Annotated in this window: 16 protein-coding genes; 5 read left to right on the forward strand and 11 right to left on the reverse strand. The window is 62.4% G+C overall.

What is annotated here, in order from left to right:
* Positions 1-22: 22 nt before the first annotated feature.
* From ACJJVR_RS10670 to ACJJVR_RS10690, 5 genes are all read right to left on the reverse strand, one after another.
* Positions 23-1018 carry a Gfo/Idh/MocA family protein gene (locus ACJJVR_RS10670; RefSeq protein ID WP_405404389.1) on the reverse strand — a complete coding sequence of 332 codons (996 nt, stop codon included), beginning with the start codon at positions 1016-1018 and terminating at the stop codon, positions 23-25.
* Between the two features lie 13 nt (positions 1019-1031).
* A complete protein-coding gene (locus tag ACJJVR_RS10675; protein WP_405404391.1) occupies positions 1032-1817 on the reverse strand; it encodes an alpha/beta fold hydrolase in 786 nt (261 codons plus the stop codon).
* A complete protein-coding gene (locus ACJJVR_RS10680) occupies positions 1814-2920 on the reverse strand; it encodes an LLM class flavin-dependent oxidoreductase (RefSeq protein ID WP_405404393.1) in 1107 nt (368 codons plus the stop codon). The genes ACJJVR_RS10675 and ACJJVR_RS10680 overlap by 4 nt, the downstream gene beginning before the upstream one ends.
* A 73-nt stretch (positions 2921-2993) precedes the next feature.
* Positions 2994-4115, reverse strand: a complete 1122-nt coding sequence (locus ACJJVR_RS10685) for a Gfo/Idh/MocA family protein (protein WP_405404394.1) — start codon at positions 4113-4115, stop codon at positions 2994-2996.
* Positions 4116-4877: 762 nt separating this feature from the next.
* Positions 4878-5939 (reverse strand): Ldh family oxidoreductase, encoded by a 1062-nt coding sequence (locus tag ACJJVR_RS10690; protein ID WP_405404396.1) that lies wholly within the window; start codon positions 5937-5939, stop codon positions 4878-4880.
* Between the two features lie 245 nt (positions 5940-6184).
* On the opposite strand from ACJJVR_RS10690, the gene ACJJVR_RS10695 reads away from it, so the two are divergent.
* From ACJJVR_RS10695 to ACJJVR_RS10710, 4 genes are all read left to right on the forward strand, one after another.
* The gene (locus ACJJVR_RS10695; protein ID WP_405404397.1) at positions 6185-6751 is read left to right on the forward strand and encodes a flavin reductase family protein; all 567 of its coding nucleotides are present in this window, start codon (positions 6185-6187) and stop codon (positions 6749-6751) included.
* Positions 6748-7329 carry a carboxymuconolactone decarboxylase family protein gene (locus ACJJVR_RS10700; protein WP_405404398.1) on the forward strand — a complete coding sequence of 194 codons (582 nt, stop codon included), beginning with the start codon at positions 6748-6750 and terminating at the stop codon, positions 7327-7329. Before ACJJVR_RS10695 ends, ACJJVR_RS10700 begins: the two co-directional genes overlap by 4 nt.
* Before the next feature lie 106 nt (positions 7330-7435).
* The gene (locus ACJJVR_RS10705; RefSeq protein ID WP_405404401.1) at positions 7436-8524 is read left to right on the forward strand and encodes a Gfo/Idh/MocA family protein; all 1089 of its coding nucleotides are present in this window, start codon (positions 7436-7438) and stop codon (positions 8522-8524) included.
* Complete coding sequence (locus ACJJVR_RS10710) at positions 8521-9408, forward strand: NAD(P)-dependent oxidoreductase (protein ID WP_405404402.1); 888 nt, start codon at positions 8521-8523, stop codon at positions 9406-9408. The genes ACJJVR_RS10705 and ACJJVR_RS10710 overlap by 4 nt, the downstream gene beginning before the upstream one ends.
* Positions 9409-9466: 58 nt before the next feature.
* Here ACJJVR_RS10710 and ACJJVR_RS10715 read toward each other — a convergent pair whose 3' ends face one another.
* Genes ACJJVR_RS10715 through ACJJVR_RS10735 form a run of 5 tightly spaced genes read right to left on the reverse strand, consistent with a single transcriptional unit; the run spans position 9467 to position 14325 of the window.
* Positions 9467-10417 (reverse strand): Bug family tripartite tricarboxylate transporter substrate binding protein, encoded by a 951-nt coding sequence (locus ACJJVR_RS10715; protein WP_405404403.1) that lies wholly within the window; start codon positions 10415-10417, stop codon positions 9467-9469.
* A 43-nt stretch (positions 10418-10460) separates the two neighbouring features.
* On the reverse strand, positions 10461-11945 hold the full coding sequence (locus ACJJVR_RS10720) for a tripartite tricarboxylate transporter permease (RefSeq protein WP_405404405.1): 1485 nt from the start codon (positions 11943-11945) through the stop codon (positions 10461-10463).
* Between the two features lie 30 nt (positions 11946-11975).
* A complete protein-coding gene (locus ACJJVR_RS10725; protein WP_405404407.1) occupies positions 11976-12485 on the reverse strand; it encodes a tripartite tricarboxylate transporter TctB family protein in 510 nt (169 codons plus the stop codon).
* 25 nt (positions 12486-12510) lie between these two features.
* On the reverse strand, positions 12511-13398 hold the full coding sequence (locus ACJJVR_RS10730; protein ID WP_405404409.1) for an AEC family transporter: 888 nt from the start codon (positions 13396-13398) through the stop codon (positions 12511-12513).
* 42 nt (positions 13399-13440) lie between these two features.
* Positions 13441-14325, reverse strand: a complete 885-nt coding sequence (locus ACJJVR_RS10735) for an NAD(P)-dependent oxidoreductase (RefSeq protein WP_405404410.1) — start codon at positions 14323-14325, stop codon at positions 13441-13443.
* Between the two features lie 384 nt (positions 14326-14709).
* On the opposite strand from ACJJVR_RS10735, the gene ACJJVR_RS10740 reads away from it, so the two are divergent.
* Positions 14710-15708, forward strand: a complete 999-nt coding sequence (locus ACJJVR_RS10740; protein WP_405404412.1) for a LysR family transcriptional regulator — start codon at positions 14710-14712, stop codon at positions 15706-15708.
* A gap of 136 nt (positions 15709-15844) precedes the next feature.
* On the opposite strand, the gene ACJJVR_RS10745 is transcribed toward ACJJVR_RS10740, so the two are convergent.
* Positions 15845-16198, reverse strand: a 354-nt coding sequence (locus ACJJVR_RS10745; protein ID WP_405404413.1) for an integrase core domain-containing protein, incomplete at its 5' end; no start/stop codon positions are given.

Below are 16198 nucleotides of genomic sequence, written 5' to 3' on the forward strand. Positions count from 1 at the left end.
GGTGTGCTGGTAGGGTGATCGATCAGCTTAGTCTGACGGTCTCACCACTGTCCGCTGACGCCACGATCGCCTCGTATACCGCGATATTGCCAATCAGCTCCTCGTCACTCCAGGGATAGGCCTTGGCCCCTGCCACCGCTGTCGCAAAGGCAGACAGGTTGGCGACGACGGCATCGCTCCATTCCAGAACCTCTTGCTGCGGAGAGCCGCCCTTGGCGCAATGCTCCCACAATATCCGGCCACCGGGGGTGTCGGGGTGGCTGGTATAGCGCGCCTCGGCCCAACCCTCGGATCCGAACACGGCAAAGCGCATGAAATGCGGGGTGTTCAGAATGGCCTGAAAATGCGCGGTGTTGCCCGCCTCAAACCCCAGCTGCACCACAACCATATCGCCAGTAGGCCAGCCAAGCGTACGGTCTCGGACCTGCGCCTGAACCGAAGCGACAGGGCCGAACAGCCAGATCATCAGATCGCTCAGGTGAATACCCATGCCGGTCATGCCCGCGCCGGGCGACAGCTCTTTTGATGTGCGCCAGCCGCCCGTCGGCACACCGGTCAGCTTGTTATGGCTGAACGCGGCCTCGGCGTGCATGATCGTGCCCAGATCGCCGCCTGCCACCAGCGACTTCAAGCGCTGCATCGCCGGGTCAAAGCGCAGTTCGTGCCCGATGCCCAGCACGACACCCGCCGCGCGACAGGCCGCCACCGACCGGCGCGCACTGGCCGCGTTCATGCCCAGCGGCTTTTCGCAGAATACGTGCTTTCCTGCGGCGGCGGCGGCGCGCACCTGTTCCTCATGAAGCATATGGGGCGTGGTCAGAATGACGGCCTGCACCGCAGGATCGGCCAGAACCTCTTCGAAACTGGCCACGGCACGGGCGCCAAGCGCGGTGATATCGTCATGCAGTGCAGCATTGGGTTCGGCCACGCTGAGTACATTCAGGGCGTCATGCCCCTGCAGGCGGGTCAGGATGTGACGGCCCCACCATCCGAAACCGATGATCGCAATGTTCAACATGCTGGTCCCGCCCCTATCCGCGCAGCCATGGCAGCACGGCCGCGCCAAAGGCGGCGGGGTCCTGCATGTTGGGTACATGGGCAAGACCGGGCAACACCGTCAGTGTCGCGCCTGGCGTGGCATCGGTCATGCCCTGCATCGCGGCAACCGGTGCGGCGTGGTCCTCCTCCCCGACGACATACAGCACCGGAAGGTACAGGTTATGCAGATGCCCCAGATAGCCAAGCCCCTGAAGCGCGCGGGCACATGCGACATAGCCCGCAACCGGCGTGCCACAGATCATCGCATTCGCACGCGCCACCACATCGGGCGTCACGGTGTCCGTGAACCACCGATCCAGCGTGCCGGGTGCGATGGCCTCCATGCCGCCATTTTCGATCAGTGCGATCCGGTCGTCCCAGCCACTGACAAAGGGCGGCGGATTGTCGGCGCGCGCATCGCACACCACCATGCGCCGCACCCGTCCGGGATGGGTCAGCCCAAGGCCAAGCGCCGTCATGCCCCCCAGCGACAGGCCCATGACATCGGCGGTGTCCGCACCCACATGGTCCAGCACGGCCAGCATGTCGCCCACCAGCATGTCGAAATCATAGGGCCCGTCCGGAACCCCGCTCTGGCCATGGCCGCGGGTGTCATAGCGCACGATCCGGTGGGTCTGCGACAGTAGCGCGATCTGGTCGTCCCACATGTGCAGATCGGTCGCCAGCGAGTTCGACAGAACGATCCACGGCTTGTCCGCATCGCCGTCGATCCGGATCGACAGGGTTGTATCGCCTGATTTCAGGGTGTCACGTGTCATATTGCGGCCTCCGCCTTGTTCTTTTCGGCGTCATTGATAAGCGGCAGAACCTTTTCCGCCATCAGGATTTTCGACCGACGCGCCAGATCGGTATCGACCCAGTCATGCCCGGCATAAAGCAGGGTGCCGAATTGGCCGGTCAGTTCGCGAAAGGCCAACAACTCATCCGCGACCTTGTCGGGGGTGCCGAATGTCACCAGCCGGTCCATCACATGCTCCAGCGTGACGGCCTCGTCGGGCATGCTCTGGTCTTCCTTGAACAGATTGGCACGGCCGTTCTTGACCAGCTTTGTCAGCAACTGCCGATAGTAGTACAGATAGGGGCTGTTCGGCCCCATTACATACTCGCGGGCCTGCGCGGGGTCTTCGGACACGAAAATGCTCTTGGCGACGCGCCAGTTGGCCAGATCAGCGGTGCGCCCGCCCTGAACGCAACCGTCGATATAGCACTGCCGGTGCGAAGCCACCCATTTCGGCATCAGGAAGTTCGCCGAAATCGGGTCCCACCCCCGCGCCGCCGCAGCCGTCACCCCCTTCGAGAACGGTGCGACCGCCGTCACCACGATGGGCGGATGCGGGCGCTGCATGGGCTTGCCGACGATGCCCTGCCCGATCTCGGCCATCAGGGTGCGCGCGGTCGACACGTTCCAGAACCGCCCGTTCAGGTCATAGGGGGCATCCTTCGTCCAGATCGACAGGATCATGTCGATCGATTCCAGGAACATGGCGTTGCGGTCATTGTCTAGATTGCCGAATATCTCAGCGTCCGAAAGCAGGCCGCCGGGGCTGATCCCGAAGATCAATCGCCCGTCCAGCAGATGATCCAGCATCGCGACCTGCGCTGCGACATGGGCCGGATGGGTGTTGGGCAGGTTCACCGTACCGGTGCCCAACCGCATGCCTTTCACCCGGCTGGCCAGCGTGGCGATGAAGATCATGCAGGACGTTATGTTCTCGGCCAGATCGGTGACATGTTCGCCCACATACCCTTCGGCAAAGCCAAGCTCATCGGCCAAGACAAAGGCCTCCTGGTCCTCGCGCATGCACTGGCGCCAATCCTTTTCCAAAGGATGGATCGGCATGGTGAAAAATCCAAGTTCCATAGTGCTCTCCGCTGTCTGTTGGGCGAATGACCGGGCCGACCGCCCGCCATCGTGATTGCAGGGTTCAGGGTCGTCAGTCGTCGGCCATCAGCTCTTCAGGATCGACGGGCAGGCGCACGGGCTGGCCACGCCGCGCTGACAGATCCATCGCCATGGTCAAAACCAGGTTGCGATGCCCGTCCTGCGCGGTGGCATGGGGGGTCGGCTGGTTCATGCACAGACGTTGATACCAGCTGACGGTTTCTTCGCGCATCGGCCCCCAAAGCTGTGACAGATGTAGATCGCCGGGCGGATAGCTGGTCAGGAAATCAACGTGGCGGGCCGGCGGGGTATAGCCATCGGGCACATAGCCGCCGCCCTGGGCCACGTTGGTGGCCATCACCAGATCGCGGTGGGTGTCCTCGATGTCGATCACACCCTCGGTGCCGACGATGCCGATCTCCAGACCATAGACCGACCCGGGCCAGACCTCGGGCAGGGCCCAGGAGATGTTCATGGAAAAGATCGTCCCGTCATCCATTTCAAAGATGCCGAACGTCGAATCCTTGGTACCCCAGCGCGACATCACCTTGTCGGTGGATTTGGCATAGACGGAAACGGGCGTCTTGCCCTCCATCAGCCACATGGACATGTCCAGCGAGTGCGTGCCCGACACCACCATCGGCGTCAGATTGCGTCGGTTCTGGGTGCGCGCCACCGTGGCGATCGGCACCATCCGGTTCATGAAGGCGCGGGTGACGACGGAATGGACATCCCCGATCTGCCCGGTGATGAGGCGCTCCTTGACGGCCAGAAACCGGCGGCGAAAGCGTTGCGTGTATCCCATCACGGCATCGACGCCCGACGCCTCGATCGCACGCAGGATTTGGAGCGATTCCCGCGCATCGGTCGCAATCGGCTTTTCGATGAACAGCGCCTGCTTGCGCTCGGTGGCGGCCAGGATCGGGGCGGCGTGGTTGTTCTCGTCGGTGGCGACGATCACGGCGGTCACTTCGGGGCGGTTCAGAAGCTCCTGAAAATCGGTCGTGAAGAAGTCGGCTTCGCTGTCGGTTTTCAGCTTTTCGCCCAGATCGCGGTTGATGTCGCACAGGCCCAGCCAGCTGATACCCGGATAATCGCGCGCGATGATTGCACGAATGCGCCCGATCGTGCCGCATCCAACGATTGCCAGCCCGATTTCATTTCTGATCGCCATCGTTTCCCCTCCCCCATTCAGTTGACGGTAACGATAGGCATGGCCAAAGCTGCCCGGAAATTAAAAGATCTGTTGGCCGCGATCAGTGCAGGGCATGGTCAACCTGGACGGCCCGGGTCACCGCTGGTGTCAGCGGCGTCCAAACCGTGAAACCTGCCATAAACGCAGCCGAAAGCGGACATGCCTCGCAGCCCGTTCGGGCCACAGCATCGTGGGCGACACCGGATACCACCTCAACTGCCGCGGACAGATTTTCAAACGGCACGAACTGCGCCGGCCCCGCCCAGGCTGGGAAGGCGGCAGCACCCAATGCCCCATGCCAAACCGCACAAGCCATTCAATTCGTGTGTAAAAGGAGAATTTCGATGCCCCGAGGCAATACAAGGACCGATGGTGCATGCTGTCCGGCCGGGCCTGTGTTTGCCGTCCCGGCTGCGCGCGATCGCGCGTGGCGAATGCACAATGGTTTCGCCACACCCCTGACACGGGTGCGTCACTTTGCCCGCGCCATGGATGAACACCATCAGGACCGCATCATCGCCTGAATTGTCAAAGCATGCACGTGATCCTGAGGGATGAAGGCGGTTTCAATCGGTAAGGTAGAGCGGCGGCCCTGAAACGCCGCCTGTAACGATGATGAACGGCTTATCGCAGATGTGGCGTTGCACATCTTATTATTTCAAAACGATTTTATGACGACGCCATGGCGCCGCCCAACGGCGTGAATGTCGCCACGCTTGCGGACCTATGCCATCTTGGCGGTCAGGCGTTTCCTTCCTGCAGGGGGGGCACGCCGCAGGCCCGCGCCATGTCGTCCAGTTTCGCGACGACGGCATCGGGCACCGGGATTCCGCGTGCCAACCGCTCATCGCGCACCGAAAGCGCGCGCTCGCCCGGCATGCGGATCGCGTCGAACCCCGGGCGCAGGGCCGATCCGGTCATCTCGTCGCCGATCCGCGCGATCTCTGCCTTGAAATGATCCAGGTCGGTAAAGCTGGCAATATCGATGGCAACGATGAATTGTCCGGTGTTCGAAACGCTGTCATCGTCCGTGTTGTAATCGATTACATCGCGCCCAAACGCGGCGCCGTTCAGCGTCCCTGCCAGCAAACCAAAGATCAGCGACAGACCATAACCCTTCGGCCCGCCGATGGGCATCAACAACCCCTCGGCGGCGCGCAAGGGGTCGGTCAACGGGTTCCCGTCGGCGTCAATCATCCAGTCGGGCGGCATCGTCTCTCCGCGCTGCGCCGCCAGCTTGACCTTGCCATAGGCGGCAACCGTCGTCGCCATGTCCAGCAATACCGGCTGTCGCCCCGTCGCGGGCAGGGCCACGGCGATCGGGTTCGTGCTCAGCAACGCCTCCAGCCCGCCCCAGGGCGCCATGTGGTTGGCGCTGCCCACGGCGACATACAGCCCGATCATGTCATGCGCCAACGGGATCATCGCATAGACCCCCGCCGCCCCCGCGTGGTTCGAATGGTGCGCACCCACCCAGCCGATCCCGTGGGTCCTGGCCCGTTTCACAGCCTCATCGGCACAGAACTTCATGACCAGATGGCCAAAACCATTGTCGCCGTCCACCACGGCCATCGCGCCGCGTTCCTTGTCGATGCGGATATCTGGCGTGGCATTGCACCCCCCGGCGCGCAGCCGCTCGCAATAGCGGGGCAGGCGAAACAGGCCGTGACCATCGCCACCCAGCAGATCGGCCTCGACCATCAGGCCCGCGATGGTTGCGGCATCCGTCTGGGGCACGCCTTCGGCATGAAGGATGGCGGCGGCGAAATCGGTCAGCCGCTGCGCTGAAAAAACCCGTGCCATTGCTGGATATTCCTCAATGCTGTGTGTGACGCGCGCGCCCGGAGCCGCCCGCCAATTCGGGATCAGTGTGTCACAGTCCGGCCCCGTCGGTGCCAGCCTAAAGCCGTGCCGTCGTCATTTGAAATTATAATTCCGGCTGGCAGCCATCAGCCGCAAGCCAGGCTAATGCCTGACAACAGAAATCGTTGTTTCCCCTTGCGCCGCGAACCTGAAACAATCGCATGACTCTCGACTGCGAGGAACCGATGACCCGTATATCCCTAAGCTTTGACAGCCAGCCCGCCCCGGACGCGCGCCTGTTTCGCCAGGCACTGGGGCGGTTCACCACTGGTGTGACCGTTATCACCACCTGCACCGCCGATGGCCGCCGCGAGGGGATGACGGCCAATTCGTTTTCCGCGGTGTCGCTTGATCCGCCGCTGATCTTGTGGAGCATCCGCAACGAGGCCGTCACCCTGCCCGCGTTCACCGCCGCGGGGGTGTTTGCGATCAACATCCTGACCCAGGAACAAGCTGCGCTGTCGCATCATTTCGCTACGCCCAGCCCCGACAAGTTCGCCGATATCGGCCATTCCGCCGGGCATGGCGGCTGTCCGGTGCTGGACGACACCTTGGCGCTGTTTGAATGCGACCTGCATCAGATCGTCGAGGCGGGTGATCACGCCATCATGATCGGCCGGGTGGTCCGCGCCAGCTTCGATGACGCCGCAAGTCCGCTGTTGTTCAGCGGTGGGCGCTATGCCGTGGCCGCGCCCCTGCCCGATATCGATGCCACCAAGGACCTTGCGACCTTGTGGGAGGGGCTGGGATGATCACCATGGGCACCGACCGCTTTCCCCCGATCCCGGAATCCGACTGGACCCCTGAACAGCGCGCGCGGTTGCAGCCCATGCTGGACGGGCCGCGCAGTGCCATCGTCAGCCCCTTTGTGCCGCTGATGCGCAGCCCCGACCTGATGGACCGGGTGCAGCATGTCGGCGCATACCTGCGCTACAGCAGCGCCATCGGCCAGCGCCTCAGCGAATTGGCCATCCTGTGCACCTCGCGCCATTGGGATCAGCCGGTGGAATGGGCCATCCATGCGCCCCTCGCCTTGCGCGAGGGGATCGATGCCGGGGTCATCGCGGCCATGGCCGAGGGGGTGCAGCCTGTCTTTGCCCGCGACGACGAGGCCGTGGTTCACAGTGCCACCGATCAGCTTTTGCGCCACAAGCGGCTGGATGATGCCACCCACGCCCGCGCGCTGGCGCTGTTCGGCGAACAGGGCGTGATCGACCTGTTCGGCATCATCGGCTATTATACCATGCTGTCAGTGGTGATGAACGGCGCGCAAACGGCCGTGCCGGAGACAACCGCCCCGCTGCTGTGCGATCGGCATCACGAAAGCTGATCTTTGCAACCCGCAGAAATCATTACCGCCGCTGCGCGTGGCCCGGTAAATTCACCGGACCGCCCGAACCATTCCGGGCGGCACAGCATGCAGGGGAGAGCAGCAGATGAAACAGGTCGAAGTCGCCGTTATCGGGACCGGTTGGTGCGGTGGGATCCGCGCGGAAACGCTGGCCCGATCGGCCCTGGTGGACAAGCTGCACATTTGCGAGATCAAGCCCGAGCGTCTGGAGGAGGTTCGCGTTCTGACCAATCCGGCCACCGCGACGACGGACTATCAGGATATCGTCGCCAACCCTGACATTTCGGTCGTCTATATATCGACCACGCCCGAACAGACCCATTACCCCATCGCGCGCGACTGCCTCAAGGCGGGGAAGCATGTGCTGTTGGAAAAGCCGATCGCGATGGAGTTCGGAGAAGCTGATCACCTGATCAAGCTGTCCCAGGACAACAACGTGAAATTCACGATAGGCTATTCGCAGCGGTTCAACACCAAGATCGCCTATGCCAAGAAAAAGGTGACCGATGGAACCCTTGGCCGGGTGGTCAACGTGATGGTCAGCCGCCATCTGTCACGGTCACTGGGCAAAAAGATCGCGTCGCGCACCCGGCTGTCGCCTGCTGTGATGGAATCGACCCATGACCTGGATTTCGTGTTCTGGCTGATGGAGCCTGCAAAGCCCGTGCGGGTCTATTCGCAGGGGTCCTATGGCTACATGAAGGACGTCAACGGGTCATACGACACGATGTGGACCACCGTCACGATGGACAACGGCATGTTGGTCGTCGTCGGCGGAGGGTGGAACCTGCCGCCCAGCTATCCCAATTTCTGCGCCACCTGGATAGAGATCACCGGCACCGAGGGCGCGCTGTTTCTGGATGACACGCATCGCGACAAATGGCTGAACACCGTGTCCGAGGGCACGCAGTATCCCATGTCGACCATGCCGGGCGAACAGGTGGACCATGTGTTTGCCGGACAGATGGGGCCGGAAACCCTGCATTTCCTGGAAAGCGTATTGCTGGACCGCCCGGTGATGGTCGCCCCCGAACATGCGCGGATGGTCATGGAGACCTATCGCGCCGCCGACCTGTCGGCCGAAACCGGCGAGCCCATCGACCTGCCCTTGTCGAACAGCTCACTCGCGCGGCTTGCCGACATGATCGAGGCCGACAAGAAAGCAGGTGGATGACCGCGCCCACCGGGCCACGCTGCGGTGTTGTCGGACTGGGCAACATGGGCAGCGGCATCGCCGCGACATTGCGGGACGCGGGCCTGCTGGGCGCGGTCTGCGACAGCCATGCAACGACCCTTGGCGCGTTTGGCGACATGGCGCATGGAATAGAGGCAGTGGCGGGGTGCGATGTCATCCTGCTGGTCGTGCCGGGCACTGCGCAGATTGCCGGACTGTTCGACGCGGGGCTGCTGCAGGGGCCGCCCGGCCGGGTCCTGATCGACATGACGACATCGGACCCCGTGGCCACGCAGGCCATGGCCGCGCGCGCAGCGGATGGCGGTGTTGCCTATCTGGACGCCGGAATGAGCGGCGGCGCAGCAGGCGCACAGGCCGGGCGCTTGACGCTGATGATTGGCGGTCCGGCGGACGCGCTGAACAGGGCCAATACGGCCCTGACATGCATTGCGAGCCAGATCTTTCATGTCGGCCCCATCGGGGCCGGGCATACCATGAAGCTGGTGCACAACATGATCTGCCACACGATCTTTCTGGCCACTGCCGAAGGCTGCCGCGCAGCCGAGCGCGCAGGCATTTCCCTGGACCGCGCGGTTGCGGTTCTGAACGCCGGGAACGCGTGCAGCTTTGTCAGCGAACGGCGGTTTCCCGATCATATCATCAGCGAAACGTTTGATGGCCGATCGGTCACCGCCAATCTGGCCAAGGATCTGGCGATGGCGCACACGCTGTTCGACAATCTGGGCCAGCCATCGGCCTATGTCGGGCTGACCGCCGCGTTGCTGGCGCAGGGCGAAGGACTGGACCTGATGGCACAGGATTTCACGAGGCTTTATCCAGCCTATGACACCCTGGTCGACGGCCTGAACACCAACACCCCCTGAACAAAAGATGACGGGCGGCGCCACATGGCACCGCCCGTCATGTTCTGTCCTATCAGCATCACTGGGTGAATGATTCAACCAGTGCTTTGTATCCAACGGCCTGTTCGGCGCGCATTTCGTTGAACTCCGGCCCGCTCATCATGGCCGAATTTTCTTCAAGACGGCCCAGCAACTGCAGGTAAGTCGGGTCTTCGTTCATCGACACAAAGGCTGCGCGCAGGATCTCAAGACGATCTTCGGGCGTGCCAGCCGGGGCCAGGACCGACCGGTGCATGACACCGATGTCCGACACCAGATCATATCCCAGCTCCGACGTGGTCGGTACACCTTCGACAATCGCATCCTCACCCACGACCAGCAGCGCGCGCAGATCCTGACCCGTCAGGACCGACGGAAAGGCAAAGGTGAAATCGACATCACCCGCCATCACCGCCTGCATGGCGGGGCCACCGCCCTGATACGGGATCAGCGTGACATCGGCGCCGACCTCTTGCATCAGCGCCAGGCCAGGCACCATGAATGCACCCCAGTTGCCGCTGTGGCCAAATCGCAGGGCGCCGGGGTTGGCCTGCGCATAGGTGACCATATCCTCGAACGTCTCGAACTGGCTGTCCTCGCGCACGACCAGGACGGGCTGCGCCGTGTTGCTGCGCACGACGGTGACGAAATCTTCGTTCGGGTCATAGGGCAGTTCGGTGACGAACTGTTGCAGCTGATCGATGAAGTTATGCGTGAACAGCAGTGTATAACCATCGGCGGGCGCAGCGGCCGCGGCGGCGGTCCCGGTCTGACCACCGGCACCAGGCATCAGCTGGACGACGACCGGCTGCCCCAGGACCGACGGCAGAACCGAGGTCATCACACGCGCCATCAGATCATGCGACCCCCCCGCCCCCAGCGGAATGATCATCGTGATCGGACGGTCCGGGAAAGTCTGTGCCATCACCGGCGCGCCGGCCAGTCCAAGGGCCGTTGCCATGCCCCACATCATCGTTTTCATCATATTCATTGTCGTTCTCCTCCTCCAGGTTGGGTCGTATGCGCCGCGGCGCTCAGCCTGCCGCGCGTTTCTGCGCCAGGCGGTCCTGCCGTCGCTGACGGTTGGTGATCCAGAAAATCAACACAGGGGTCAGCGCCAGAACCACTGCCGCGATGGGCCGATCGCTGACGAGGTATCCGACCAGATTGCCCTGCGACAGCAACACGGACTGCGCCAGCGCGTATTCAAGGGGCGGCGTCAGGATAAAGCCCATGACCAACGGCGTCACATCAAAGCGCAGCTTGCGCGCGCCATAGCCGAACAGGCCGAACGCGATCATGAAATACAGATCCATCGGGTTCGAGCGATAGACATAGGTGCCGCCCACCGCGAACAGCAGCATCAGGGGCACCAGATAGGCCTTTTTGATGCTGACCACGCGGGCGAAAACCGGCGTCAGTAGATAGCCGATGACCAGCAGGAGTACGCACGCGATCAGCATCGAGAACAGGATCGCATAGACCAGCACGCCCTGCTCCTCGAACAGCTGCGGACCGGGGCGCAACCCCTGCGCCACAAAGGCACCCAGCAAGATCGCGGTGATGTTGTCACCTGGAATACCCAGCGTCAGCAGCGGCACCATGGTGGGACCGTTGACCGCATTGTTCGCCGCCTCGGGGGCGGCAACGCCCTCCAGTTCGCCGTGGCCAAAGGTTTCCGGGTGGGTCGACGCGTTCTTGGCCGCCGAATAGCCCATGAATGCGGCGACCACCTGCCCCACGCCGGGGATCATGCCGATCACCCCGCCGATTGCGGTCGAGCGCAGGATCGTCCGGCGACAGCGCTTGACCTCGGACCAGGTCAGTCGGTCGCCTTGCGCCTTGGTCTGGCTTGCGTCGACGACATTGGCGTGACGCTGTTCGATCGCCAGCAGGATTTCGGGAATGGCGAACAGGCCGATGATCAGCGGCAGCAGGTCGATGCCAGCCTGCAACGGATGAAATCCGAAATCGAACCGGACCATGGCCCCCACGGGATCCTGGCCAACCGTGGCCAGAAACATCCCGATCAGCAGCATGACCATCCCCTTGAGGAAGCTGCCGGCACTGGACACGACGATGACCAACAGGCTGAGGATCAGGATTGCCGAAATTTCGGGTGGACCGATCAGCAGGGCAAAGGTGGCGATCAGGCCGATCACCAGGATGGTGCCAAAGGACGACAGGAAATCGCCGATGGCAGAGGCGACCAGCGCCATCTCCAGCGCCTTGCGCGACTGTCCCTTGCGGGTCATTGCCGGGCCGTCCAGCGTGGTTGCCACCGATGCCCCGGTCCCCGGAATATTCACCAGGATCGCCGGGATACTGCCGCCGAAGATGCCCCCTTTATAGACCCCGATCAGAAACGGGATGCCCAGGATAGGTTCCAGAAAGAACGATATCGGCAACACGATGGCCATCGCCATCACCGTGGTGAACCCCGGCAGGGCGCCCACCAGCATCCCCAGCACCATCCCGGCCGAGATCATTACGATCACATCGACGCGCATCAGCATCATTGCGGCTTCAGTCAGCATTTCGATCATGGATCAGCCCCAGGGAAATGGTGGAAGCGACACGTTAAGGTATCGCGTGAACAGGAAATAAATCGCCAGAGGTGCCAGGATCCCGGTGATCCCGATACCGACCGCATTGCGCGAGCCGTAGTAAATCGAGATCGCCGTTGCGACCATCATGCTGGATGCGACATAGCCAAGCGGCCGCAGCAAGACGACATAGGCGATCATCGCGAACAGGATCACGCACAAGTTGACATAGGCGGAGACCGACAATCCCCGAAACCCGTTGAGTTCCGTCATCTTGAGGCTGGCAACAAAGTAGAACGCACCGATGATCATCATGCCCGTGGCAATCACCTCGGGGAACAGCCTTGGGCTTATCCCGGCGCTGGGGCGCCCGAAAAAGCTTGGTGGTTCCTTTACTTCGGTGGGAATCAGAAGCCAGATCACCAGACCCAGCAGGACGCACCCCAGCGCCACCACCGAGTTAAAGTTCAGGCGGTTCAGAATGCCGCTTGGCGCGGCCTGGGTCGGTGTCATCACAGACTCCTTTGAGAGACATGGGTCAGGCGGCGATCCACATCGCCATCCAGACAATCACCGGCAAACCGGCCAACGTCGCCACCGTCGAGACAACGATCGTGCCGGCCACCTTTTCCGGTGATCGCGCATAGCGTTCGGCGAACAGCACGTTCACCGCGGCTGCAGGCATCGTGGCCATGATCCACACGACCCCGGCCTCGGCACCGCCAAGCCGCATCGCTACGATCATCACCGTCGCGGCCAGCGCACCGACGGCGAACCGCATCACCGAAAGGCCCGCAGCCAGCCGCAAATCCGCCACCTTGAGCCGCGACAGCGCCACGCCCAACAGCAGCAGCATGGTCGGAATGACCATCCCGGCCAGCATTTCCGTCGTGCGCGCCAACCATGCCGGCACCGCCACGCCGCTTAGCAGCACCGCGATGGTGACGACGCTGGCATGAACCACCGGCTGTCCCACAAAGGACCGCAGATCGAACCGCCCCGCGCTGATCACATGGCCCAACGTGTTCTGCGAAATCGCCACTACGGTGAAATACGCGATGCCCAGGGCAAGCCCCTCGGGACCGAACACCATCGCTGCCAGCGGCAGGCCCATGTTGCCCGAATTGCCGTGCATCGGGATCATCAGATAGGTGTGGAGCGGCAATCGCGCGATGCGCAGCGTCACCGCCCCCAGAACCGTTGATCCGCCGATCACCAGCACCGCCGCAAGCACCATCGTTCCCATGTCCGCCAGCGCAATCTGCGCGTTGGTCAGGCTGGAGAAAATCAGGCAGGGCGTACCGATGCGCAGCACCAGCGCGCCGATCGTGGGGTTGTCGAACGGCATCCGCATCCGCGCCCAAAGATAGCCCAGGGCAATGATGATCAGAACAGGGGCCGTGACCGAAAGGATCGAAAGAACCATTGACGGGCGCCTTTGTGATGCGGGTACAGGGGCCCAGGGCGGTCATGCGATCCGCTCGCATGCGGCATTGCGCTCCATGACCCGGCACACGGCGGCCGCATCCAGATGAGCCAAGCCCTGCGCCGCCGCCGCGTGATAGAACTGCACCGCGGCCTGATAAAGCGGGATGGGCATGCCAACGCTGGCGGCATGTTCGGCGATGATGCGCGAATCCTTGAGGGGGACCGAAAAGTTCATGCCCTCCCTGTCGTAATCATTGTCGGCCATCAGCTTGCCACGCACCTCGAACATGCCGGAACTGGATCCACTGCCGCTGATGACCTCATGAAACATCTGGGGGTCAAGGCCGGACTTGATGGCCAGAACCATCGCCTCGGCGGCAACCGTGTTGTGCACCAGGTTCAGGATATTGCCGCAAAGCTTGGTCTTGGTTCCGTTCCCGAACTCTCCGACGTAATGCTCCTTGCGGCAAAAGGTCAGCAGCGTGCCGCGCATGGCGTCATAGTCGGCACGCGCGCCGCTGCAGAACGCGGTCAGACCCTTGGCCAGAGCCATGATCCGGTTCCCGCTGACCGGGCAATCCAACATCCGTCGCCCTGCCCCGACCAGGACATCACGCGCCGCCATCTTGTCAGCGATGGACAGCGTGCTGAGGTCGACGACAATCTGTCCGGGGTTGGGGGTGTCGGCCATGTTTGCCGCCACGGCCTGCACCGCGCCGCCATGCGGCAGGCAGGTGAAGACCAGATTACAGCCGGCCGCAATCTCGTCGGCATCGGCGGCCATCGTCACGCCATCGGCCGCGGCGGCTGCCCGCGCATCGGGGGCCGGATCATACCCCAGAACCGGGTGTCCCCCCGCGACAATATTGCGGGCGATGGCGTTTCCCAGCACGCCCAGACCGATAAAGCCGATTTTCTGTGGCATGGTCCGTCTCCCCCCGTCGATGCCGTCCGATCCGAACCCGCCAACGCCTCCCAGCGCTTTCGACTGACCGCACCGGCAGTGCCAGCGCGGCTTTCAAACCGTTATCTGAAATATCACGAAGCACGGCTGTTGTGTCAAGGATCCTTTCAAAAAAGCTGAAATATAAAGGCCTTAGAAGATTATCTACTGGCTGGCATAATGATACTTGACCGCCGAACTGCCGCTGAACTAGCTATTGATCAACGGTTGTGCGTTTGTGATACATCATGCCACTCTCCCGGTTGGTCACAGAACCGGTTCTGCCCGCCCTTGCCATGCCAGGCTTGGCGCACCTCGAGTTCGTAAGGAACACAGGGATTTACCATGCACTGTAGTCTTCGAGATATGTCCATCTTTGTCGCCGCCTACGAAGAGCGCAGCTTTACCGCGGCCGCGCAGCGCGAAAACGCTACGCAGTCAGGCGTGTCACAGCACATGCGCAATCTGGAATACATGCTGGGGGTGCAGCTGTTTCTGCGCGAACGCGGCGGTGTCACGCCAACACCCGCCGCTGCAGGCCTGTATCGCAACTGCCTTCAGGTGCTGCGGCTGCATGCCATGGCGCGTGCTGATGTCGCCCGTTTTGCCAAGGGCGAAACCGGCGAAATCCGCATCGGCCTGATGCCCACGATCACCAGCCGGATCTTGGCCCCGGCATTGAAAGCTTTCATCGAGCAGTCTCCGAACGTGAATGTACGCATCACCGAAGGATATAGTGCCAGCCTGACGCAGATGGTTCAGACCGGTGAATTGAACTGCGCCATCGTGCCGGCCGGTGCAACGGCGCTCGGGGTGCGCGGACGGTTCTTTGTGCGCACGCCCGAGGTGCTGGTGTCACGTCCCGGCAGCGGGCTTGTGCCACTGAAGGCCCTGCGGTTGCGCGATCTGGAACCATTGAAGTTGGTCATGCCCGGTCACAACAATATTCGTCGCCATACGATTGAGAGCTATTGCACCGCCAACGATGTCGCCATCGACCAGATCGTTGAACTGGATGCCATGCTGGGCACCCTGGATTTCGTCGGGCAAACGGATTGGGTATCGATCCTCCCCGCGATCATGATGTCCGAGGATGGTGGCCACAGGGCGCTGACCGTCAACCCGATCACCGGGCCGGACATGCATATTGACCTGATGTTGATCGAGCCGGTTCGCAGCCCGATGAGCACGGCCGCTGCACGGTTCATCGAATTACTGCAGAACGAGGCCGAGCGGGTCAGTGCCCGGTGGCAAGAGGTGACTGATACGCCCTGCGCCACAGTGGCTGATGCGGAACCGGCTGCGACTGTCTCCCGGCCTTCAAACCGGGCAGACGACACGCTCGACGCCATTTCGTGCCTCTAAGACGTCAGGTCTGAACAGCCACGCGGTTTGTGGATGACTTTGCGTGTGCCGCACCGCTGGCATTCAAATTTGACTTGACCTGCCCCCCGTTGGTCCCTCGATCATAACGAGAGTCTGCCGGTTTGTGCGCTGCTCCCTAACCTTGGACCGCCGGATGCTGGAGTTTTCCGGCTTGGTCCGGCGACGGGCTGGCTGCGCCGCCGGGATAATGCAGGGCGATCGGGACGTTATATCCGATGGCGCTGTGGGGTCGGTCCTCGTTGTAGTGCCTACGCCAAGTCTCCAGTTCTTCCTGTGCGTCCGCAAGGCTCATGAACCAGTGCGCGTTCAGGCATTCCGACCTGAGCTTGCTGTTGAACGCCTCGATAAAGCCATTGTCGGTGGGCTTGCCAGGGCGTGAGAAGTCCAGGGTAATATCGTTGGCGTAGGCCCACAGACCGAGGTCGCGCGAGATGAACTCGCTGCCATTGTCGACCCGGATCGTCTTGGG

Origin of the sequence: Paracoccus sp. Ld10, from assembly GCF_045064235.1 — a bacterium.
Lineage (GTDB): Bacteria > Pseudomonadota > Alphaproteobacteria > Rhodobacterales > Rhodobacteraceae > Paracoccus.